Here is a 21,212-nt window from a genome sequence, read left to right as displayed (position 1 = left end):
AAAGAAAATGGTCCGGGAATTTTTCCGGACCATTCTTTTTAGTTCTTCTTTTTAAAGATCCCTTTGATCTTACTGAAAAGGCCTTTTTTCTCCCCGGTATTTCCTGATTTCCTCTTTGGTCTGTCTTTATTGGTGAACAAACGTTCCAGGAAATCATCCCGTTTCTCGGGTTCACAGGCCAGCATCATTTGCACGGTAGGAGAGGGGGAACCAAAACGCGCCCCTGTGATCTCTTCAAATTGAGGATCTGCATTCATCTTCTGCATAAGCAAAGCGAAGGCAGGGAGAGCCGAATTTGCGCCCTGTCCTATATAAGTTGAGGGGAACCCTATGCGGTGATCATCAGATCCTGCCCAGGTAACCGAAACCAGGTTAGGGGTGATCCCTACGAACCAGCCGTCCCTGTTATCCTGTGTGGTCCCGGTCTTTCCTGCAATATCATTGGGGAGGGCATATTTAAAGCGAAGCCTTGCAGCAGTTCCTGAGTTCACCGTTTCTTTCATCATCTCTATCATTACCTGACCCGTGGTGTTGGAGAACGCAGGTTTTTTAGCCACCTGTGGTTTGAATTCGACAATGATATTTCCGTATTTATCCTGAATTTTGGTGATGTAAAAAGGTTTTGCAAACCGCCCGTTGTTAGCATAGCTTGCATAAGAACCGGCAAGATCTGCCACGCTCATCTCTGCAGTTCCCAAAGCTATGGAAGGATAACGTGGAATATCCGGAGGGAAACCCATTTTTTGAGCCTGTGTGAGTACATTGTTCAACCCCACATCATACAATACCTTAACGGCAATGGTATTTATTGATTTGCTAAGTGCAGTAGGCATTGGATAGTTGAGGTAAGGATCAATATCGTCATCAGAATTTGACGGTGTCCAGCCTCCTTCATAAGAAACCTCCCTTACAGAATAATAGGTACAGGGGTCGATGCCGGCATCTACAGCCGCGGTATACACCACCGGTTTAAAGGTGGAGCCTACCTGCCGCCTGCTTTGCTGTACGTGATCGTATTTGAAGTACTTATGGTTTATCCCGCCAACCCATGATTTAACCGCTCCCGTTGAGGGTTCGAGATTGATCATTCCCATGTTCAGGAATTTCATATAATGCTGAACACTGTCGGCAATACTGGCACTTATCATTTCCTTCTTCCCCCAGTCAAAAAGTTCCATTTCGGTCTTCTTGTGGAGGGAGTCCATGATCTTTTCCTTCTCCCAACCGGCTTTTTCGAGGGATTTGTATTGCGGCGTCTGTGCCAGTGCCTCCTTCAGCAGTTTTTCACGTTTCCAGGGAGCCCTCTTTCCCCAGCTCTTTTCAAACTGCGCCTGGAGGGCGGTCATATGTTCTGTCATGGCTTCTTCTGCCAGTACCTGCATCTCGTAATCAATGGTGGTATGTATCTGCAAACCGTCACGATAGATATTATAAGGTTCCCCTTCCCCGTTGGTGAGGGTATCGAGAATAGCCTTGACATCTTTTTTTAGCTGTGACCTGAAGTAAGGAGCTATCCCCCCGTTATTACTGAAGAACTGGTACTTCATGGTGATAGGTTGCTCCCGTGCCTTTTTATATTCTTCCTGCGGAAGAAATCCGTACTTCTCCATCTGGAACAATACCACATTCCGACGTTCCTTGCTTCTTTCAGGAAACAGCCGCGGATTGTAATAATGAGATGCCTTAAGGGTTCCAACAAGGGTAGCTGCCTGTTCAAGAGTTAGATTTGAAGTTGTTGTATTGAAGAACTTCCGGGAAGCACTTTCAATTCCGTAGGTATTGTCACTAAAAGGGACCGTATTAAAATAGAGGTTGATGATCTCTTTTTTGGAATAAATGCTTTCAAGCCTTCGCGCAATAATTGACTCCCGCACCTTGTTCACAACGATGCTGAGGTAACCGTAGTCTTGTCTTCCAAACAGGTTCTTGGCCAGCTGCAGGGTAATGGTACTTCCTCCGCCAGAGGTTTCATCTCCCATTAATATGGTCTTGAAGAATACCCTTGCAAGGCTGCGGCTGTCGATGCCGTCATGGTCATAGAAGCGAATATCTTCTGTCGCAATAAGGGCATCAATAAGATGCTGCGGCAATTCCTGGTACAAGACCGGCTGCCGGTCAAAAATGTAATATTTTCCTATGAGTTCCCCTTCTGAAGCGAAAACCTCGGTGGCCTCATTCTGTTTTAGTTCCTTAAGTTCTGCTTCTGCGGGGATCTTCCCCCATAATCCGAAGTAAATACTCAGGTAAAAGATGCCAAAGAAAAGGAAGCCTCCCAGGAGCACCCCAATTGTCCATTTTTTTGCAACGGGTGCCGGAATCTTCCTGATTTTATCTGCTAACTTCCTGATCTTAAGAAGTAGTACTCTATAATATTTTGTAAGCATAGGTCAAGTGTCTGCCAAAGAAACAAACACTTAATCAAAAACATCTCCAAGTTTAAAAAACTTTAAGATTTGAAAAAGCAAGCCTTCAGAAACCGGCGTGAAGCCTGCTAAATCTTTATTAATTATTTACAAGAAAAAATTAAACGCAAAGGTTTCCGGGTCCAAATTTCTTAACTTGGTGAAAAGAAACTATGGGAATGAACCGTACTGTTCTGCTGATTACCGCAGGCCTCATTATTTTACTGGGGTTCCTGTATTTTGGCCTTGACCGCATCAGTTTCAATAATACCGGAACCCCTTCAGGGGCGGTAACTATTGAACAAAGCTGGGTATTGCCCGATGAACTTGATGAAGTTTCGGGAATGGCTTTTTTAGGGGAGAATAAGATCGCTTGTATTCAGGATGAGGATGGGATCATTTTTATTTATGACCTGGCCGCTTCGCGTATTGAAAAAGAAGTAGAGTTTGGAGATTCAGGAGATTATGAAGGGATAGCAGTAAAAGGTTCTACCGCCTATGTGCTCAGGAGTGACGGCATCATCTATGAAGTTCAGGATTTCCTTACTGCAGAAGATCCTAAGGTAAGGGAGATCGAAACCCGGTTCAGTACTAAAAATAATATGGAAGGCCTGTTTTTCGATAAACGAAGCAACGGCTTGTTACTGGCAGTGAAAGGAAAAGATCCAGATTCCAAAAGCTACAAGGGCATTTATCTGTATGATCTCGAAAAGGACAGGCTCCGGGAGGCTCCGGCATATAAACTAACTTTTGAGGAGGCGGTATTTGATGATATAAGAAAGAAAAATGTTCAGAACACCTTCTACCCTTCAGAGGTAGCCCGCAATCCCGTAACCGGCGAGATCTTGTTACTGGATGGGCGAAGACCGCAGTTGCTTATTCTTGATGATACCGGCAGGGCTAAAGTCCTGCATGTGCTCAATAAAAAAGACTTTCCGCAACCCGAGGGGATCACTTTCAGTAAAGACGGGGCCATGTATATTTCAAGTGAAGGAAATCCCGGCACTATTCATAAGGTCCGGTTGAAATAGCAAACCCATTCTATGTCTGAAACTTTAACAACCACTTCAGTAAAAAAAAGCAAGGCCCCGCTTTATATCTCAATTGGGATCATTGCCGCCCTTCTCCTTAGTTATTTTTTCATTCCGCAGGTACAAAGCTTCATGAACAATGGCTGGAGCGCCCTTACCAGTGGTGACGAACAGGTAACACGGCAATGGGTGTCCCAATTTGGCTGGTTCGGTCCTTTGGTGATCATTCTTACCATGATCGTACAAATGTTTCTTATAGTGATCCCTACCCCAATCCTTATGGTGGTGGCCATCATTGCTTATGGCCCAATCCTGGGCAGCCTCATCCTTTTTACCGCGATCTTCCTGGCCTCCAGTTTCGGGTATTTAATAGGAAGGTATTTTGGACCGGTTATCGTTGAAAAACTTATAGGCCCCAGCACAGAGCGCAAGATCTCTGCGTTTATTGAAGAGTACGGTTTCTGGACGGTGATCGTGATAAGGCTTAGCCCTTTTCTGTCAAATGACGCCATAAGCTTTGTTGGCGGGGTCTTGAAAATGGGTTACTGGAAGTTCATTGGTGCAACCATGATAGGAATTTCGCCCCTCATCATTTTTATCGCTTACCTGGGTGGGGATTATGAAAGGCTAAAAACAGGATTGATCTGGACCTCTGTGATAAGTCTGGTTTTATTCATCGTTTTTGTTTGGTGGGACAAGAAGATCAGGAAAGAAAAGCCCTGATTCAGGAGCGGAGGAGAGCAAGGTTTTTGTAAATAATTTCCTAATAATCAATAACTTATATTTTTAATAATCTTACCTTTATTTCTTCGGAAGGGTGACAGTACTCTTCAACCCCCCCTTAACCTGCGTTGAACCTTACGGCCTTTGCCGTCTTCCCCCCTGGTTTTTCTTTCCGGGAACAAAGAAAAATATTTAAATTTTGTGTGCTATGAAAAAAGTAGGTTTTCTGCTATTGGGGGCGGTGTTCCTCATGGCGGGTTGCAATGTGTATCACTCCGGAAGTGCCGGGGTGAATGAAGCCGTAGAATCAAATTCGCGGGTTAAGATCGTAACTACAGATAATGTTTTCTATGAATTTAAAAGACTACAACAAGAGAACGGACAGTTATTTGGGGTGACCGGAAGGAATTCTGACACTGCAAAAATGCTGTATGACCATCCACAACTTAAGGACGGGAATAATGTAAAGATCGCATTGTCTAAAGAGGAGATAAGAAGCATTTACCTCAAGGACAAAAAGATGTCTAACATTGTCAATTTTGGGGTGCCTGTAGTTGGCGCTGCGGGGATAATCGGCCTAACTTCAGAGGGGTTCCGGCCAAATGTGGGAAATTAAATTGCGTTGAAAAAGAAAAATGGAAAAGCCGTAGCTGTATAAACATCTACGGCTTTTTTTATGTTCCGGTGACCGGGTTATAGTTTGTCAGCGACAGCCTGTACCTCGTCAAGCACCCTCAACAGGTTCTCCCCCCAAAGTTTGGCGATTTGCTTTTCAGAATAGCCTCTTTTTACCAGTTCCAGGGTCACGTTGAAGGTTTCGGAAGCATCGCTCCAGCCTTCAATTCCGCCGCCCCCGTCAAAGTCTGAACTTATCCCCACGTGGTCTATCCCTATCTTTTCCACCAGGTAATCTATGTGATCTACAAAATCTTTCACATCTACCGGTGGCACTTTTTCTTTAACTTTCTGCACTTTTGGAAAGGCCAGTTTTCGCACCTTTCTGAATTCCGTATAGTACGCATTCCTGTCTTCAGGCTCCATCGCGCGTACTTCATTCCTGTCCAGAAGTTTAAATCCTACTTTTTCACCCACTTCTGCATATACCTTGTTCACCGCCTCATTAAAGGCATTGTGTTTCTCTGTGCTCACGTAAGAACTAAAGGCAACAGTTTGTATTAGTCCGCCGTTCTCCTTAAGCCACTCCAGTTGCTCGTCATCAAGATTACGGCTGTGGTTGCAAAGGGCGCGGGCAGAGGAGTGGGAAGCGATCAAAGGTGCTTTCGATAATTCGATCATTTGCCGCATGGCTTCTTTGGAAGGATGGGAGATGTCTATCATCATTCCCAGGCGGTTCATTTCTTTCACCACTTCCTTTCCTAAAGGACTCAGTCCGTCGTGCAGCCATTCATCATTGGCTTCGCCTGTATTGGAATCACACAACTGACTGTGCCCGTTGTGAGACAAAGACATATAGCGGGCGCCCAGATCGTAGAATTTCTGAACGTTGCCAATATCGGTACCAATGGGGTAACCGTTTTCCACGCCTATCATAGCCACTTTTTTTCCCTGGGCAACCAGGTCACGCACCTCCTGTGAAGTCGTGGCCAGGCCAATCTGGGAAGGGGCTATCTCGTTGGTTAACCGGTGAATGGCCTCAAATTTAGACATGGCCGTTTCGTGGGCTTTTTTATAGCCTTCGGGGGTAAGTTCATCCTGGCCGGTATAGACAATGAGCCAGCTTACATCTACACCGCCTTCGTCCATTTTGGGAAGGTTCACCTGCGTATCCAGGTTCTGGGTGTAATTGGTCTCTGCGGTAAAATTGTTGATATTGATATCGTTATGCGTATCAATGGTGATCACTTTGTCATGGATCATCCTTGCTGTTTCCTCCGGGTTTTCATCAGCCATCTGGGCCTGTGCGCTAAAAGCTGCGAAGCAAACGAGCAGGTAAGTACTTTTAAATTTCATGTTCATAGGTTTTAAAGGCTCAAAATAGGCATTTTTTTCAAAAGCGTTAATTGTTGCGAAAAGTGGCCGGTTTATCAACCGTTCATTGTTAAAAGGTTTTTAGGGAGAGGGCAGGAGCAGCAGTCGATTCTTTGTATTTTGCTGAAGGAAAATAATAGTGGTCTTTGCCCTGAAGAATGGCCGTCAAATAGGATTAGGGGTTATAAGACGTTGGCCACACCTAAAAAACCAAAACATGAACGTAGACTACACAGCGTTACTTAAAGAGATAGATTACTATTTAGTAGATGGAAGAAAAGAAAGTGCTGCATTTTTAATGTGGTACCTGGAAAAATATTATCGATTAGACAATCAAGAAGCGATTGATTCCGTCTGTGACAACAATGGGGACAAGGGAGTTGACGGTATTTATATTAACGAAGCACTTGGAACAATTGATGTGTTTCAATCGAAAATTGCACAATCAGTTAATAAAACAATTGGGGACACTACGTTGAAAGAATTCTATGGAACCCTTTGCCAGTTTGAAACCAAGGATAAAATTCAGAATCTGTTGAACTCCGCAGGTAAGGCTGAAGTAGCGTCATTAATCAAGAGGTTAGATATATTAGAGAAAATTGACGCTTATAAAGTCAGAGGTATTTTTGTGGCTAACATAGACCTTTCATCAGATGGTGAAGATTATCTAGGAATCAGAGAGGAAATTGAATTTATTGGTAAATCTATACTCGAAGACCAATACATTTCAGATAGCAAGGAAATTAAAGTTCAATCTGAAGCCATTTTCGATATCTCTGCAACTGAGACAACCTCCTATTTTGTAGACTCTGAAACAGAAACGTATATCGCTCCTATTAAGGCACTCGAATTGGTTAAATTAGAAGGTATTGATGATCAGTCAATATTTGATTACAATGTTAGAGGATCCTTGGGTAATACTAAAATCAACAAGGGGATTGTAAAAAGTATTAGGGACAAATCCTTGCACAAAAAATTTCCACTTTTTCACAATGGAATTACTATAGTTTCAGATGAAGTTGAAAAAGAAGATGACAAATTGACTTTGAAAAAATTTTATGTAGTCAATGGTTGCCAAAGTCTCACATCACTCTACAGAAATGAAAAATACCTATCGGACAACCTCCGCATATTGACAAAAGTGATAAAAGTTCCTATTGATTCTCCACTATGTTCTCAAATTACGGAGTATTCTAATAGCCAAAATGGTGTAAAACCAAGAGACTTCAAGTCTTACAACCAAATTCAAGTACGACTTCAGAACGAAATAAATGATAAGTTTGGACCGGATTATTTCTACGAGATAAAACGAGGTGAAATGAATCCCGGAAATGGAGAAGTAATATCAAATGAGTTATCGGGCATATTCTTGATGTCTTTTGATTTGCAGGAGCCATGGAATACACATAGGAAGTACCAAGTATTTGAAGATGCCTATAATAAATTATTTGCTCGACCAGAGGTGACAGCAGACCGTATTCTTTTCCTCCACATTCTGAACAACTTGATAACAGACAAGATTGGAAGTCTTAATAACCAACTCATAGCAAGATATGCATTGACTAGGTATGCAATTATGTTTATGGTACGGGGAATACTAGAAAAAGATGAGTTTGGTAATCAACTTATACAAAATCCTTCCGGATTTGTCCAAAGCACTGAAAAAATTGAACAATTGAAATTTGTTTTATCAATTGTAATAAATGACATCATCATTGACTTGAATGCTGAACTGAATGATCTGGGAGAAGATTTTGACTATAAGTCCAATCTGCGAAACGATGTCTGGGTAAAGGAATTAAACAGAAGTATTTCTACAAATTATCAAAAACAGGTTGACCGCAATAGAATTCCATCGTTTAAGGAAGAATGGGAAAAAGCAGTGGCACACATTGTATAAGCATAGTGCGGGCGGAGCGGCAAAAATGGAGCTTTTTTGCTCCTACTAAACTTTGCGAAAGTAGAGAGTAAATTGCTCCGAAACCCGCTCGATGCTTATACTTGGCCAGTCCGCAAATTTAAACCTAATCCCAAAAGGGTTGAAAATGAAGAAAATTTTACCAACTATCCTGATAATCCTCATTACATTCTTTTCTTGTAGTGAGGATGATGAATCAAATAAAACCGACGAAGATTACTTAAGAGGAACCTGGACAATTAAAAAAAGTAAGACCTATTATTATCTGAATGGAGAACCGGACACTCTCAAAGAATCTATTCTTGAAGAACCCTGGTCTACATTAAACTTTAATTCCAATAAAGAGGTGACCTATTCTAACCCCGATTACACCAAACCGGTCATTGGAAAATGGGTTCTGAACGATAAGGTTCTGAGAACTGATCTAAAAATTGATCCAGGTTCCTCCACTGGATATGGACCGGTTTATTTTTTTCCTGAGAATGCAATAACCTTACTAAATGATACAGAGTTAAAATTGATATCGCCGATGAGTTTGGAAGCAACTCATTCGAATGGAGATAAAATCAAATATTATTCTGAAACTTATTTAGAAAAGTAACTAACAGCGTTTAACAAAAATGAATTATTCCATAACTACATATTTGTTAGCCGTGATCGAAATTTAAGGATAAACAAGTGTGTAAGCCAAAAGTTTTTATTGATCCTTCAGTTAGAATAAAATACTCATCATTCTATATTCGAGGTCTGTATGATTTTTTTGGAAAGAAAAATGTCAAGTTCTCTCCAAAATATTTCAAACAATTAGAAAGAAAAACCGAATCTCATTCCTATGATCACTATATGGCTTTTGTCGTGGTAACTGGAAAGGAATTAAAAAAATATATTATCGATTTTAGAGATAAAAGATCGGTCAAAAAAAGTGCATATGATTGGTGTGATAGATATGCTAAAATAAATTTCTCTAATCTACTGACTGACAAATGTTTTCACGATAAAATTGAATCAATCCCTCCAGGATTTGGTATAAATATTTGGGGGAAATTTGAAATGGCATTTTATTGCGTCTCAAATTTTATAAAATGTAATTTTTCTCCATTAGTTTCTACCAAAGCACATCTTTTAGATTATTATTTGCAATTGAAACGACCAGCGTTAGAGAAATATACCTCTGGAATATTCCACGATGAAGAAAAACCATATGTTTTTATGATAGGAACATTATGGAATCATAAAAACTGTATGGAAGAGACTAATTTGCTTAGAAGAAAATTTGTTGAAGTTTGTAAATCAATGAATATAGATTTTGAAGGTGGTTTTTTCTCTTCATCGGATCATCCACAGTATAAAGATTTTAAAAGTTTAATTTTTACTGAACGATACTCCCCAAATGCATATGTTGGAAAAACTAAAAAATCTTTTTTGGTGTTTAATACTCCGGCAGTACATGACTGTCATGGCTGGAAATTAGGAGAATATCTTGCTATGGGTAAAGCTATAATTTCATCACCCCTCTCAAACCAATTACCTGAAAGTATGGTTCATGGCCAAAATATTCATTTCGTTTCAAATGAAAAGGAATTGAAAGAAAGCATTCCTTTATTACTTTCAGATAAGTCCTATCGCAGAAAATTAGAAACTGGAGCCAAAAATTATTATTTACAATATGGTTGTCCGAAAGCAATTATTAAAAATTTAGTAAAAGGAAAAGTTACTATTAATAAGGAGGGCCAAAGGCCGTTTGACAGATAGGCAGGCGGGTGCTTTTAAATATTCTGGGATTTTGTTTTAAAGGTCAAATCAGGCATTTTTAAAAACGGGAATTGCTCCGGAAAGATGATTGTTTATCAACCGTTCATTGCTGAAAGGTTTTTAGGGAGAGGGCAGGAGCAGCAGTCGATTGAAGTTCTTTTGTGACTTCAATATTCTAATCTGTTAGATGATTATGTCACATTTTTGGGAAAAGAAACTGAGCCTGAGGTACGGTTACCATGGAAAAGTTCCCACAACTCCTTCAGGATCATAGAAAAATAAGATAAAATAATAATCAGTTTTCTGGACCTTTCCGCAGCAAAGACTACAAGGGTGATGGAAGTCCTTGGGGAATTTTACGGAAAGGATATTATTACGTGAGACTGGAAAACCCTTGAACTTATAGCGAAAAAAGCCTTCACTCAATAGCAAATGGGAGTTTACTTGTTTCAGAATTCGCAAGCCCATAATTTCGTATATTAGAGTTAATGACTAATGAGGTCCGCTTCCAGGATTTCTCACAATCTCCCACAGGCATCAAGCCAAATCCTACCTGGTTTGGCTTGAATTGAATTAGCTATCAACTAAAATCAAACCTCATGAAAAATTTAATTTTCGCGATCATCTTGATCCTGGGCATGAATGTTTATGCTCAAACTAGTGCTGAGACCTCTGATGCCTTTGTGCGGGTATATGATCAAAGCGGTAAAAAAATTGCTAAGGGAAAAATATATTTGGTCTCAGAAACTTTCCTTCAGTTAAAAAGAAAAAGAGGACCTATAGAAATTCCGGTTAGGAGAATAGGCTCAATAAAGACCAAACGATCAGCAGGAAACAACCTTTTGGTGGGGGCAGCAGTCGGTGCTTCAACCATGGCAGTGATAGGAGCTGCTTCTGCAGATCCGGATGATTTTTTAGGATTCACAGCAGGGGAGGGAGCAGCGGCAGGAGCTCTTTTAGGAGGGGCTGCGGGAACTGTTATTGGAGGGATCTCCATTCTTTTTAAAAGATCTGAAACCTATACCATAAACGGAGATCAGGAAAAATGGAATGCATTTATAGAGAGGATGAAATGATTTGAAGAGTTTTCTACAAAACTAATTTTCGTTTAAAACCGATTTCTAATTTTGCAGCTACCTATTCCCACAATACTATAGGAAGGTTGTTGCCAATGAAAACAGAATTTCGAACCATTGAGATCAAAAAGCTGGTGTTAAGCTATAGCGGGATATTCGCTTTTCTATTAGGTTTTCATGTCCTGTTCGACCTCACTATTTATCCCGTCTTTCTTCTAGTCATTCCGGTTCCTCTCTATATCATGTTTCGCGGAAAAATAAGAATAGAAATTACCCGGGATTACCTTTCCCTACAATGGTTAAAAAAACCCTTTTGGAGCTCAATGAATTGTCGGGAAATCTATTTTTCAGATATCATAAGGTGGAAATATCAAAAAGGCTTCAGAAGTCCCGACCGGTTCACCATTATCCTTGAATCGGGGGAAAAGATCGCGATCAGTCCTTCCTTATTCAATATGAAGAATCTAGAGACAGAACTTTTTAAAAAATTAGGGGAGCGAATAGAGGAATATTATACCGACACCCCTAAGGAGCTCCTGCTCCAAAAAATTGGAAATTCCGCTTACCTGGAAACATTGTCCCAGAAAATATATTCTTCTAAGATTCTTATGTTGATCGCCGGAATTTTCGGATTTGCTGTTCTCATCTTAGCCGCAATAAATAATTCTGTGGCTGAATCTGATCTTACCTGGATGTTGTTTTTTAGTCTCTTCTGTATTTTCTTCGTTGTTTATTTATGGCATCATTATTTAAAAAGCGAGAAAGAAAAAACCTTAAATTAGGGGAAGGAATTAATCCCTTTGAATCGTAGAACTCAATTTTTAAGAAGACTGATTTTTCCGGTGACGCCGGTGATCGTGCTCGCCGTCTTAAGTATTATCTGGTCATTGGTCATCCTTGTTACCAGTCCCCCTTCCGCAGGACTTATTGTGGTGCTTGCATTTGGGATAACCATGGGCATCTTTTTCCTCTATGTATTGGACAGGATCCTGGTAAGGAAAATTGCATTTAAAACCTTAGTTTCCGGAGAACTTTTCCTGGGTATCCTGCTTGCATTCTATATCTATTACGAGCAAAGTACGATTGATATTAACATCAAAACCAATGAAGATTACATAGTGATCCTTTTTGATTCAAAGGAAAATTTGCTGAAAGATTTTCCCCGGAAAGGGGTTTTCGGAAAGGAGCTCAACCTTAATGAACATATTGTCCATGTGGACAGTAGCCTGTACGGTAAGGAAAACCTTAGGATAAATGAACGGGAGGAATGGACCGGGTTCTCCCAAACAGAAGGAAAGATTAAAATACAAGGTAAACCGGTACGATATATTCTAAGGGCAAAAAGGAACCGGCAACCGTCCATTGAAGACCTGCTGCCTGAAATAGATAAACCGTAATAATTGTACCCTTTCAGGAAAGTATTCTTTTCAAATCTGCATTCATTTCATTTTAAACTCCATTCCGCAGTATGACATTTGTCATTCCTTTTTTATAAGGTAATTCAGACCTTGAAAAAAATTCTGTCAAAATGGACCAGACTCATCTACATTTGCTGATCACCCATTTACCCATATTTGGGTCGATTTTGGGAGCGGTTGTTTTAGCCCATGGACTTTGGATAAAAAGCGATCATTTAAGTATAGCTGCCTATGACATTTTCATAATTTCGGGCATAGGTGCGGGTGTCGCATACCTTACCGGGGAAGCCGCTGAAGAAACTGTCGAAAGGATCCAGGGCGTGGCTGAAAATATGATCGACCAACATGAAGATTTTGCGCTGTATGCGTTAATATCCTTAATTGTTCTTGGTGTATTAGCTATTGCCGGACTTTTCATTGCCTGGAAAAAGTGGGCTTTTTCAAAAACATTTGCCGTAGTGGTCTTATTTATTGCGTTAATAAGTTTCGGATTGGTAGCCTGGACCGGTTACCTTGGCGGACAAATAAGGCACACAGAGATCAGCGACTCAAATGTTCCTGCACAGGGCTATGGTGAACAAATTGACCATGACGATGATTAGTTCATCCAAAAACAAATTGATCAAAGAATTGTTTCTTATTTCCTAATTTAGAGGTTGCGAAGCAAAAAATATGGACCACATAACCTTCGAAACTGAACGACTCTTTCTTCGCCCCGTTTTGGAAAAGGATGCCTCTGTTGTCCTGCAGATCCTGAATACTCCTAAATTTCGAAAATTTGTAGGAGACAGGCAGGTGAGAACAGAGCTGGAGGCCGCCTCATATATTTCCACGAAAATGTTGCCTCAGCTTAAAAAACTCGGCTTCGGCAATTATGCGGTAATCAGAAAGCAAGACGGGGTGCTGCTGGGAACCTGTGGCCTTCACAACCGCGAAGGTTTGGAAGGGGTTGATATTGGATTCGCTTTCCTTCCGCAGTATGAAGGCCAGGGCTATGCGTATGAATCGGCGGTTAGGCTTAAGCAGGCAGCCCTTGAAGATTTCGGGATAAAACAGATCCTGGGGATCACTTCAAAAGTAAACTTCGCTTCTCAAAAACTGCTGGAAAAACTGGGACTGAAATTCGAGAGAATGATCACCCTTCCCCATGATGAGGAAGAGATCCTGCTGTATAGGTTCAGTGCAGAGGAAGAATAAGCTGTGAAATTTCCGATTTTTCAGTATACCTGCTTATCTTTATAACCGTTAACAATCAATCTTCAGAATTTATGAAAAATATATACCTATTCCTCATCTTTTCGTCGCTTTGCTTTACAGCTACTTCCCAGGTCATGACGCCCGAAAAATTATGGGAGCTGGAAAGGGTTTCTCCGGTAGGCCTTAGCAATGACGGACAGCATGTGATCTTCACCAGCCGTTCCTACAATATGGAGGAGAACAAGAGCAGTGCAAAAACTTACGTAATCCCGGTAAAAGGGGGCGAAGCCTTACAGGTGAGCAGCTATGACAGTATTTATAAAGACAGTAAAATATCCCCTTCGGGGAAATATAAACTTCTTACCAAAGAGGTGCAGGTGCATCCGGTTACCGGGGCAGATTATTACCCCGAACTGGATAAATCTGAGGTATATATTTATGATGATCTCAACTACAGGCACTGGGATAAATGGGAAGACGGTAAGTACAGTCACCTGTTCGTGAAAGACCTTTCTTCGGGAGAAGAATGGGATATCATGGAAGGCGAACCGCATGACACGCCGCTGCAGCCATTTGGTGGTTCTGAAGATTACCTGTGGAACAATGACGGTAGCAAAGTGGTTTACGTTTCAAAAAAGGTGAAGGGAAAGGATTATGCAGTGAGCACCAATAGTGATATTTATGAATACGACCTTACCACCCGCAACACCAGGAATCTCACAGAGGAGAATGTAGGTTATGATACCAATCCTGCTTTTTCAAAAGACGGGGTACTCGCCTGGCTGCAAATGGAGGAACCGGGTTATGAAGCAGACAAAAATGATATTATCCTTCTGCAGAATGGAAAGAAGATCAACCTGACCAAAGACTGGGACGGCACGGTAAGTAGTTTCCTGTGGAGCAATGACGCCAAAAAGATCTTTTTCACTGCCCCTGTGGCGGGAACCAAACAGCTGTTCGGGATCAATGCTTCCGGCAACGGAAAAGTAAAAACAACTCACCGAGGGACAATTCGATATTACCGGAATAGTTGGACAGGCAGGGGAGACCATGGTGGTGACCCGCACCGATATGAACCACGCTTCCGAGATCTATACCGTCGACCTGAATAATGGAAAAATGGACCAGCTTACCCATGTGAACGATGAATTTTACGACGGAATACAGCTGAGCGAAGTGGAAAAGAGGATGATCCCAACTTCAGATGGAAAAGAGATGCTTACCTGGGTCATCTATCCTCCCGATTTTGATCCCAACAAAAAATATCCTACGCTTCTCTATTTACAGGGAGGCCCGCAATCACCTTTATCGCAGTTCTATTCCTTTAGATGGAACTTCCAGCTTATGGCGGCTAATGGCTATATCGTGGTGGCGCCAAACCGGCGAGGAATGCCGGGTCATGGAGTAGAGTGGAATGAGCAGATAAGTGGCGACTGGGGTGGACAGAACATCAGGGATTATTTATCAGCTATAGATGAGCTGAGTAAAGAAGAATTCGTGGATACAGACAGGATTGGAGCTGTGGGGGCGAGTTATGGAGGTTATTCGGTATTTTATCTTGCCGGAAACCACGACGGCAGATTCAAATCTTTCATTGCCCATGACGGGATCTTCAATACCCTCAGCATGTACGGTACCACTGAAGAGTTGTTCTTCGTGAACAAGGATCTGGGCGGGCCATATTGGGAAGAACCAACTCCAAAAGCTTATACAGATTTTAACCCCATCAATTACGTGCAGAACTGGGATACGCCCATCATGATAGTACAGGGAGGGAAAGATTTCAGGGTACCCATAGGCCAGGGATTAGAAGCTTTCCAGGCTGCCCAATTGAAGGGTCTAAAAAGCAAATTGTTGTATTTTCCCATGGAGAACCACTGGATTCTTTCGGCACAGAACGCCATAGTTTGGCAGAAGGAATTCTTTAAATGGCTGGATGAAACGCTGGAGTAGCAGCACTTAATAATTAATTAAAACCTGATATTATGAAGTCAAGGACCTGTCCCAATTGCGGCTATAAGTATTCCTTCGGTCTGCACCTTAGAAAACATTTTTTCCAGAATGTATTTTCCAACTGGAATTGCAAGAACTGCGGTGCCCTGCTCACCGTTGACGCCAAAAGAAGGATCATCCTGGCTATTGTGGGAATAGCACCTGCAGCCCTTATCCCTTACCTGGCCTCTTATTTCAGGGGATATTATCTGGCAATAGAACATGCCTGGATGCTTGCCATCTTCCTGGTGTTGACCTGGGCGGTATTTGTCTTTAGCTTTGACAGGTTCAAATTGGTGGAACCTGCGAAAACTACTCCCGGCGAGGAACCCCAAAAATCATAATAAGTCACATTAATCCAAGAGGTTTATGAAACAGTATTATTACTCCGATGGTCTCGCAAAGCACGGACCTTTTTCTTTGGAAGAACTCAGGGAAATGAAACTTAGCAGGAATACCATGGTGAGCACGGTTTCTTCGGAAAGATGGATCCCTGCAGAACAGATGCCCGAACTGGAAGGAAGTTTCAGGGAGGAAGGCTTTAAAAGTGACCCGGTTGAAAAACACAAATATCCAGATAGACGGCCTCCAAAATCATGGTTGGTAGAATCCATCCTCGTAACGGTTTTTTGTTGTCTACCATTCGGGATCGTTGGAATTGTGAACGCTGCCCGGGTAGAATCGAGATATAGTTGCGGTGATTATGAAGGTGCAGTAAGAAGTTCTCAAGAGGCAGGTAAATGGACGCAAATAGGATTTTGGATAGCGGTTGCCGGGTTTGTGATCTATATGATATTTTTAGCTTTTGCTTTTGTTTTCAATCAATTCTAAAATAGGGAAGTGGGGTCTTTTGATATCGGGGCTTGTTCTGGTGGGCCTTTACATGTTTTATGATCCTGCCGTAGCCGGATTTTTCCCGGCCTGTCCCTTCCATTCCCTCACCGGATTGCAATGTCCCGGCTGCGGTTCCCAGCGAGCCATTCATCATCTTTTGAATTTCGATGTGGTGACAGCCTTCCAACACAACGGGTTGCTGGTTGTTTCCATTCCTTATATCCTGCTAGGTTTGACATTTGACAGGTTTACTCAACCTTCGGAAAGACTTTTGAGGTGGAGGAAATTCTTCTTCGGTAGGATAGCTATTTTTTTAATATTAACTTTAATTATTCTTTTCTGGATCTTCCGGAATTTTTAAACTTCTTCAATGAAATACATATGTCTCCTGCTTTTGCTCCTTATCTCTTTAAGTGCACTTCCGCAGAGTACCGCTTCGAAAAATGTGAGTAGCTTCAGCATCGGGGCCCCTCAACTGGATACCATAAAAAAGATATGGGTATATCTCCCTGAAGCTTATCAAACTTCAAAGGAACATTACGGTGTTCTTTATATGCATGACGCCCAGAATCTTTTTGATGCGGAAACCTCTTTCCTGGGAGAGTGGAAAGTAGATGAAGTGCTTGATTCTCTGGAAGCTCAGGAAATTATCGTGGTAGGGATAGAACACGGGAATGAAAAACGCATTGCCGAACTCACCCCCTTTCCTCATGAAACACATGGAGGAGGAGAAGCAGCTGCCTATGTTGATTTTATCAGGGAAAATCTGAAACCACACATTGACAGCACCTACCGCACCTTGCCTGAAGCCGGGAACACCGGTATTATGGGATCTTCGCTTGGGGGGCTCGTATCATTCTACGCTGCGGTCAAACATCCCGAGACCTTTGGTCATGCGGGAGTGTTTTCGCCGTCTTTCTGGTTTAGTGAAGAGATCTTCAGGTTTACCGAAGAGGCTGATCTTGACCCTTCTCTACGGTTCTATTTTCTGGGAGGCACTGAGGAGGGAGAACAAATGGTCCCCGATCTTCAACGAATAAAGGATCTATTGCTGAAAAAAGGCCTTCCGCAGAAAAATATGCACATAAAGATCGTGGAAGGAGGACAGCATAATGAGGAATTTTGGAGTGAACATTTCCCCGAAGCCATCCAGTGGCTTTTCCCTCTAAAGTCCCAAATAATCCTGCAGCTTAAAAAATAGAAAGGAAGTGCAGGATTAGTATCTTTGAAGAATGATGACTTCAAGATCTACTGTTTTCTATTTTAAACTGGCACTCTGGCTGGCTGTTTTTACCATTGTTTATAATCTGGCTGAAGGCCTGGTCTCTTTATATTTTGGATATGAGGATGAAAGCCTTGCGCTTTTTGGTTTTGGAGCTGACAGTTTTATTGAGGTGATCTCGGGCCTTGGAATAATGCATATGATTATTAGGATAAGAAACAATCCTGCCAGCAAAAGGGACTCTTTTGAAAAAACTGCTTTAAAGATCACGGGAACGGCTTTTTACATCCTGGTAGTAGGATTGGTAAGCTCCAGTCTCTATAATATCTGGACAGGGCATACCCCTGAAACTACATTTTGGGGAGTGGTCATTTCCTTACTATCTATTGTTATAATGGGAGGCCTGGTATGGGGGAAAAGGCTTGCAGGAAATCAATTGAATTCTGATCCCATTCTAGCAGATGCCAATTGTACCATGGTCTGTCTCTACATGTCGGTTGTACTGCTGTTGAGCAGCGGTATCTATGAGTTGACGGGGATAGGTTTTATTGACAGTCTGGGAGGACTGGGCCTGGCCTGGTTCGCTTTTAGTGAGGGCAGGGAGTGCTTTGAAAAAGTGAAAAGTGATAAGTATTGTAACTGTTAGATTTACGAAAAGGTGTTTTTATGGACCTTTATTTTTTTGCTATTCTTCCCAATATGGAACTGCAGGAACGGGTGCAGCAGATAAAACTTGATCTAAAAGAAAAATACGGGGTGAAACATGCTTTAAAATTGCCCGCCCACATTACTTTACAGCCTCCCTTCAGAATGGATTGCGGCCTTGAGAAGGATCTATTTGAAGAGCTTGATGAATTTACCCAAAATCAGGAATTTTTGAAAGTACAACTTTCGGGATTTGGTGCTTTTCCACCCCGTGTGATCTTTATACCTGTGGTTCACCATGAATCCCTGAGTGAATTGAGAAAGCAGTTCCTGAAGATCCTGTACCGGCATATTCCGCCGGAGGAAAAGGGAATAAACCCAAATTTTCATCCTCACATCACCCTGGCTACCCGTGATCTTCTTCCTGAAACCTTTAAACCAGCCTGGCTTGAACTACGCAGTAAGGAATTTTCAGCTTCTTTTCTGGCAGAAGGTTTTTCTCTGCTGAAACACAACGGCAAGAACTGGGACCTCTACCGGCAATTCCCTTTCCATAAAACAGGATAAATTGTTGATTTTTACAGGAACATGATCCAAATCACCTTTCAATCGTATAAAATTAAATAGGTTTGAGGCTACCGAACAAAAAACCAATCTTCCATGGAAAGAAATTTGGGAACCACAGATAAAGCTATCAGAATTCTAATCGCAGTGATCATTAGCCTGCTTTTCATTTCTGAAATCGCACCCACCACTCTTACTGTTATTTTGTTTGTACCTGCAGGAGTCTGTTTCGTGACGGGTATTTCGGGCTTTTGTCCCCTCTATACGGCTTATGGAATAAGGACTTGTAAAGATAAAGATCCAAGGGCTTAAAAGGCTTATTCCGGGATCTCTCCCGCAATATCTATGGTGGGAAATACCTAATAAACAGGGAGAAACAGGAAGAAACATACCTTAAAATGGCTGGAAAAATCCTATTTTTAGTGTAGGTCTCTCATAGATAAGTTAGTACTGTATGGATTTTCCTTTACTCCAGGATATTGTTATTCTTTTGGGATTTTCGGTCCTGGTGGTCTTTATATTGCAGCGCTTCAGGTTACCTTCAATTCTGGGATTCCTTATGACTGGCTTCATCATAGGTCCTTACGGTTTTAGTCTTATTGAAAATCATGAGCAGGTGGAGGTATTATCTGAGATTGGGGTGATCCTCCTCTTATTCGTGATTGGGATGGAACTAACGGTTAGTCAGCTGGCTTCCATAAAGCGCACTGTACTTTATGGCGGATTCGTGCAGGTAGGGCTCTCCATTGCAGTGACTACAGGAGTTTTTCTATTACTGGGTCTTCCCTGGAATGTATCAGTATTCATTGGTTTTCTTATCTCTTTGTCCAGTACGGCCATTGTGCTTAAGATCCTGCAGGACCGCAACGAGATCTCTGCTCCGCATGGCAGGACTGCTTTAGGGTTGTTGATATTCCAGGATATCATCGTGGTGCCTATGATGCTGTTCACCCCCTTACTCGCAGGAAGTTCATCTAATGTAGGGGAGGAAATCCTCATGCTTCTTGTCAAGTCTGGTCTTATTATTTTGCTCACTTATGTAGCAGCCAGGTACCTGGTGCCAAAAGCCCTGTACCTCATTGCAAAAACGAGAAGTAAGGAACTATTCCTGCTTTCCACTATTACACTGTGCTTTACAGTTGCCTTTCTTACAGCTTCAGCCGGTCTGTCGCTGGCTTTTGGCGCCTTCCTGGCAGGTCTCATCATTTCAGAATCTGAATATAGTTACCAGGCTACAAGTATGATCCTTCCGTTCAGGGAATTGTTCATTAGCTTTTTCTTTATCTCCATTGGAATGTTGCTCGATATGGATTTCTTTCTGCGTCACTTCGGATTGATCCTACTGCTCGTACTGGCAGTTTTTGTGGTGAAAGGAAGCATCATTGCCATTGCAACTGCCGTTTTAAAATATCCGCTGCGCACTATTTTGCTTACGGGGCTGGCACTGTTCCAGATTGGGGAATTCTCCTTCATTCTTTCCCGCATAGGACTGGAACAGGGATTACTAACGCCCGAAATGAACCAGTATTTTCTTTCGGTTTCAGTGATCTCCATGCTATTCACCCCGTTTATCATTATTTTCTCTGAAAGGATCTCCTCCTTCTTTCTCAGTTCGGGGATCAGGAAACCCTTACAACTCCTCACTGCAAAACCAAAATACTCAGATCACTCCCTGTTGAAGGACCTCGAAAACCATTTGATCATCATAGGTTATGGGATCAACGGAAATAACCTGGCCAAAGCAGCCAAATATGCCGGGATCCCATATGTGATCCTGGAACTTAATGCAGAGATGGTCAAGACCGAAAGGGCAAAGGGGGAACCCATTTATTATGGGGATGCCGTTCATGAACATATCCTCGACCGGGTTAAGGTTAAGAAAGCGAGGGTAGTGGTAGTGGCTATATCAGATCCGCAGGCCACAAAGATCATTGTTGCCAATATCCGGCATCTTTCTTCTTCCGTTTTCCTGTTAGTAAGGACACGGTATGTCAAGGAAATTGAAACCTTGTTGGCTTTGGGTGCAGATGAAGTGATCCCCGAGGAATTCGAGACCTCTGTAGAAATATTTTCGAGGGTTCTTAGTAATTACCTGGTGCCGGTTGATGAACTGGAGAGCCTGGTAGATTCCATAAGGGCAGATAATTACGAGGTCTTACAGTCAAAGAAACGACATCCCAAAACCCTTACCTCTTCCAGGATCCCCGATTTTAAGATCACCTGTGTCCGTATCATGGCAGACAGGGGCGAAGTGACCGGAAAAACCATTGAGGAGGCAGATATCCGTAAAAAATTCGGGGTCAATGTCCTGGCAATAGAAAGAAAAGATACCATGATCAACCGGGTAACCCCCGATCTAAAATTGCTAAAAAATGACAGGGTCTTTATTAGCGGGGACCAGGAACATATAGAAAGTTTTTTTAAGGCGGTGAATTAATAAACAAAGCGG

The 21,212-nt window shown here is 42.0% G+C and carries 21 protein-coding genes and 1 pseudogene; 20 read left to right on the top strand and 2 right to left on the bottom strand.

Translation table 11 applies throughout. The features are described from left to right. Positions 1 to 38: 38 nt before the first annotated feature. Positions 39 to 2,384: a transglycosylase domain-containing protein gene (locus tag ACFSTG_RS12710; protein WP_380753465.1), complete on the bottom strand. Its 2,346-nt coding sequence runs from the start codon at positions 2,382 to 2,384 to the stop codon at positions 39 to 41. A 197-nt stretch (positions 2,385 to 2,581) separates the two neighbouring features. Here ACFSTG_RS12710 and ACFSTG_RS12705 point away from each other — a divergent pair, with 197 nt between their 5' ends. The 3 genes from ACFSTG_RS12705 (at position 2,582) to ACFSTG_RS12695 (ending at position 4,772) form a co-directional block, all read left to right on the top strand. Further along, positions 2,582 to 3,433 carry an SdiA-regulated domain-containing protein gene (locus ACFSTG_RS12705; RefSeq protein WP_380753462.1) on the top strand — a complete coding sequence of 284 codons (852 nt, stop codon included), beginning with the start codon at positions 2,582 to 2,584 and terminating at the stop codon, positions 3,431 to 3,433. Between the two features lie 12 nt (positions 3,434 to 3,445). Next, on the top strand, positions 3,446 to 4,156 hold the full coding sequence (locus tag ACFSTG_RS12700; protein ID WP_380753459.1) for a TVP38/TMEM64 family protein: 711 nt from the start codon (positions 3,446 to 3,448) through the stop codon (positions 4,154 to 4,156). 208 nt (positions 4,157 to 4,364) lie between these two features. Further along, positions 4,365 to 4,772 (top strand): hypothetical protein, encoded by a 408-nt coding sequence (locus tag ACFSTG_RS12695; protein WP_380753456.1) that lies wholly within the window; start codon positions 4,365 to 4,367, stop codon positions 4,770 to 4,772. Positions 4,773 to 4,849: 77 nt separating this feature from the next. Here ACFSTG_RS12695 and ACFSTG_RS12690 read toward each other — a convergent pair whose 3' ends face one another. Next, positions 4,850 to 6,067 carry a dipeptidase gene (locus tag ACFSTG_RS12690; protein ID WP_380753769.1) on the bottom strand — a complete coding sequence of 406 codons (1,218 nt, stop codon included), beginning with the start codon at positions 6,065 to 6,067 and terminating at the stop codon, positions 4,850 to 4,852. 295 nt (positions 6,068 to 6,362) lie between these two features. Between ACFSTG_RS12690 and ACFSTG_RS12685 the strand changes: the two genes are divergently transcribed. The 17 genes and pseudogenes from ACFSTG_RS12685 to ACFSTG_RS12605 all read left to right on the top strand — a co-directional run bounded on the left by ACFSTG_RS12685 (position 6,363) and on the right by ACFSTG_RS12605 (position 21,200). Beyond that, entirely contained in the window at positions 6,363 to 8,045 is a 1,683-nt protein-coding gene (locus ACFSTG_RS12685) for an AIPR family protein (RefSeq protein WP_380753452.1), read from the top strand. A 145-nt stretch (positions 8,046 to 8,190) separates the two neighbouring features. Beyond that, on the top strand, positions 8,191 to 8,664 hold the full coding sequence (locus tag ACFSTG_RS12680; protein ID WP_380753449.1) for a hypothetical protein: 474 nt from the start codon (positions 8,191 to 8,193) through the stop codon (positions 8,662 to 8,664). Between the two features lie 77 nt (positions 8,665 to 8,741). Further along, positions 8,742 to 9,815, top strand: a complete 1,074-nt coding sequence (locus ACFSTG_RS12675; protein WP_380753446.1) for a glycosyltransferase — start codon at positions 8,742 to 8,744, stop codon at positions 9,813 to 9,815. Between the two features lie 599 nt (positions 9,816 to 10,414). Next, a complete protein-coding gene (locus ACFSTG_RS12670) occupies positions 10,415 to 10,891 on the top strand; it encodes a hypothetical protein (RefSeq protein WP_380753443.1) in 477 nt (158 codons plus the stop codon). Between the two features lie 95 nt (positions 10,892 to 10,986). After that, positions 10,987 to 11,673 carry a hypothetical protein gene (locus ACFSTG_RS12665; protein ID WP_380753440.1) on the top strand — a complete coding sequence of 229 codons (687 nt, stop codon included), beginning with the start codon at positions 10,987 to 10,989 and terminating at the stop codon, positions 11,671 to 11,673. Between the two features lie 18 nt (positions 11,674 to 11,691). Next, positions 11,692 to 12,288 (top strand): hypothetical protein, encoded by a 597-nt coding sequence (locus ACFSTG_RS12660; protein WP_380753437.1) that lies wholly within the window; start codon positions 11,692 to 11,694, stop codon positions 12,286 to 12,288. Positions 12,289 to 12,419: 131 nt separating this feature from the next. Then, the gene (locus tag ACFSTG_RS12655; RefSeq protein ID WP_380753434.1) at positions 12,420 to 12,911 is read left to right on the top strand and encodes a hypothetical protein; all 492 of its coding nucleotides are present in this window, start codon (positions 12,420 to 12,422) and stop codon (positions 12,909 to 12,911) included. A 70-nt stretch (positions 12,912 to 12,981) separates the two neighbouring features. Continuing rightward, complete coding sequence (locus ACFSTG_RS12650) at positions 12,982 to 13,506, top strand: GNAT family N-acetyltransferase (protein WP_380753431.1); 525 nt, start codon at positions 12,982 to 12,984, stop codon at positions 13,504 to 13,506. A 71-nt stretch (positions 13,507 to 13,577) separates the two neighbouring features. Next, positions 13,578 to 15,459 (top strand): annotated as a pseudogene (locus ACFSTG_RS12645) (S9 family peptidase). Positions 15,460 to 15,491: 32 nt separating this feature from the next. Continuing rightward, positions 15,492 to 15,842 carry a hypothetical protein gene (locus ACFSTG_RS12640; protein ID WP_380753428.1) on the top strand — a complete coding sequence of 117 codons (351 nt, stop codon included), beginning with the start codon at positions 15,492 to 15,494 and terminating at the stop codon, positions 15,840 to 15,842. Between the two features lie 25 nt (positions 15,843 to 15,867). After that, the gene (locus tag ACFSTG_RS12635; protein ID WP_380753425.1) at positions 15,868 to 16,329 is read left to right on the top strand and encodes a CD225/dispanin family protein; all 462 of its coding nucleotides are present in this window, start codon (positions 15,868 to 15,870) and stop codon (positions 16,327 to 16,329) included. Beyond that, positions 16,310 to 16,693 carry a DUF2752 domain-containing protein gene (locus tag ACFSTG_RS12630; protein WP_380753422.1) on the top strand — a complete coding sequence of 128 codons (384 nt, stop codon included), beginning with the start codon at positions 16,310 to 16,312 and terminating at the stop codon, positions 16,691 to 16,693. Before ACFSTG_RS12635 ends, ACFSTG_RS12630 begins: the two co-directional genes overlap by 20 nt. A 9-nt stretch (positions 16,694 to 16,702) precedes the next feature. Further along, the gene (locus ACFSTG_RS12625; protein ID WP_380753419.1) at positions 16,703 to 17,533 is read left to right on the top strand and encodes an alpha/beta hydrolase; all 831 of its coding nucleotides are present in this window, start codon (positions 16,703 to 16,705) and stop codon (positions 17,531 to 17,533) included. 31 nt (positions 17,534 to 17,564) lie between these two features. After that, positions 17,565 to 18,200 (top strand): cation transporter, encoded by a 636-nt coding sequence (locus ACFSTG_RS12620; RefSeq protein WP_380753416.1) that lies wholly within the window; start codon positions 17,565 to 17,567, stop codon positions 18,198 to 18,200. A gap of 20 nt (positions 18,201 to 18,220) precedes the next feature. Next, positions 18,221 to 18,766 (top strand): 2'-5' RNA ligase family protein, encoded by a 546-nt coding sequence (locus ACFSTG_RS12615; protein WP_380753414.1) that lies wholly within the window; start codon positions 18,221 to 18,223, stop codon positions 18,764 to 18,766. Between the two features lie 93 nt (positions 18,767 to 18,859). Beyond that, the gene (locus ACFSTG_RS12610) at positions 18,860 to 19,075 is read left to right on the top strand and encodes a YgaP family membrane protein (RefSeq protein ID WP_380753411.1); all 216 of its coding nucleotides are present in this window, start codon (positions 18,860 to 18,862) and stop codon (positions 19,073 to 19,075) included. 142 nt (positions 19,076 to 19,217) lie between these two features. Next, positions 19,218 to 21,200, top strand: a complete 1,983-nt coding sequence (locus ACFSTG_RS12605) for a monovalent cation:proton antiporter-2 (CPA2) family protein (protein ID WP_380753408.1) — start codon at positions 19,218 to 19,220, stop codon at positions 21,198 to 21,200. Positions 21,201 to 21,212 lie beyond the last annotated feature (12 nt).

Source organism: Salinimicrobium flavum (assembly GCF_042684505.1).
GTDB lineage: Bacteria > Bacteroidota > Bacteroidia > Flavobacteriales > Flavobacteriaceae > Salinimicrobium > Salinimicrobium flavum.
The sequence above is the reverse complement of the archived record's forward strand: the minus strand, read 5'-3'. Positions and strand labels throughout refer to the sequence as shown.

What these genes read in the sequence shown, in the direction of transcription:
- ACFSTG_RS12710 (WP_380753465.1), bottom strand. Translation starts at nt 2,384, where the DNA reads ATGCTTACAAAATATTATAGAGTACTACTTCTTAAGATCAGGAAGTTA.
- ACFSTG_RS12705 (WP_380753462.1), top strand. Translation starts at nt 2,582, where the DNA reads ATGAACCGTACTGTTCTGCTGATTACCGCAGGCCTCATTATTTTACTG.
- ACFSTG_RS12700 (WP_380753459.1), top strand. Translation starts at nt 3,446, where the DNA reads ATGTCTGAAACTTTAACAACCACTTCAGTAAAAAAAAGCAAGGCCCCG.
- ACFSTG_RS12695 (WP_380753456.1), top strand. Translation starts at nt 4,365, where the DNA reads ATGAAAAAAGTAGGTTTTCTGCTATTGGGGGCGGTGTTCCTCATGGCG.
- ACFSTG_RS12690 (WP_380753769.1), bottom strand. Translation starts at nt 6,067, where the DNA reads ATGGCTGATGAAAACCCGGAGGAAACAGCAAGGATGATCCATGACAAA.
- ACFSTG_RS12685 (WP_380753452.1), top strand. Translation starts at nt 6,363, where the DNA reads ATGAACGTAGACTACACAGCGTTACTTAAAGAGATAGATTACTATTTA.
- ACFSTG_RS12680 (WP_380753449.1), top strand. Translation starts at nt 8,191, where the DNA reads ATGAAGAAAATTTTACCAACTATCCTGATAATCCTCATTACATTCTTT.
- ACFSTG_RS12670 (WP_380753443.1), top strand. Translation starts at nt 10,415, where the DNA reads ATGAAAAATTTAATTTTCGCGATCATCTTGATCCTGGGCATGAATGTT.
- ACFSTG_RS12665 (WP_380753440.1), top strand. Translation starts at nt 10,987, where the DNA reads ATGAAAACAGAATTTCGAACCATTGAGATCAAAAAGCTGGTGTTAAGC.
- ACFSTG_RS12655 (WP_380753434.1), top strand. Translation starts at nt 12,420, where the DNA reads ATGGACCAGACTCATCTACATTTGCTGATCACCCATTTACCCATATTT.
- ACFSTG_RS12650 (WP_380753431.1), top strand. Translation starts at nt 12,982, where the DNA reads ATGGACCACATAACCTTCGAAACTGAACGACTCTTTCTTCGCCCCGTT.
- ACFSTG_RS12640 (WP_380753428.1), top strand. Translation starts at nt 15,492, where the DNA reads ATGAAGTCAAGGACCTGTCCCAATTGCGGCTATAAGTATTCCTTCGGT.
- ACFSTG_RS12635 (WP_380753425.1), top strand. Translation starts at nt 15,868, where the DNA reads ATGAAACAGTATTATTACTCCGATGGTCTCGCAAAGCACGGACCTTTT.
- ACFSTG_RS12625 (WP_380753419.1), top strand. Translation starts at nt 16,703, where the DNA reads ATGAAATACATATGTCTCCTGCTTTTGCTCCTTATCTCTTTAAGTGCA.
- ACFSTG_RS12620 (WP_380753416.1), top strand. Translation starts at nt 17,565, where the DNA reads ATGATGACTTCAAGATCTACTGTTTTCTATTTTAAACTGGCACTCTGG.
- ACFSTG_RS12615 (WP_380753414.1), top strand. Translation starts at nt 18,221, where the DNA reads ATGGACCTTTATTTTTTTGCTATTCTTCCCAATATGGAACTGCAGGAA.
- ACFSTG_RS12610 (WP_380753411.1), top strand. Translation starts at nt 18,860, where the DNA reads ATGGAAAGAAATTTGGGAACCACAGATAAAGCTATCAGAATTCTAATC.
- ACFSTG_RS12605 (WP_380753408.1), top strand. Translation starts at nt 19,218, where the DNA reads ATGGATTTTCCTTTACTCCAGGATATTGTTATTCTTTTGGGATTTTCG.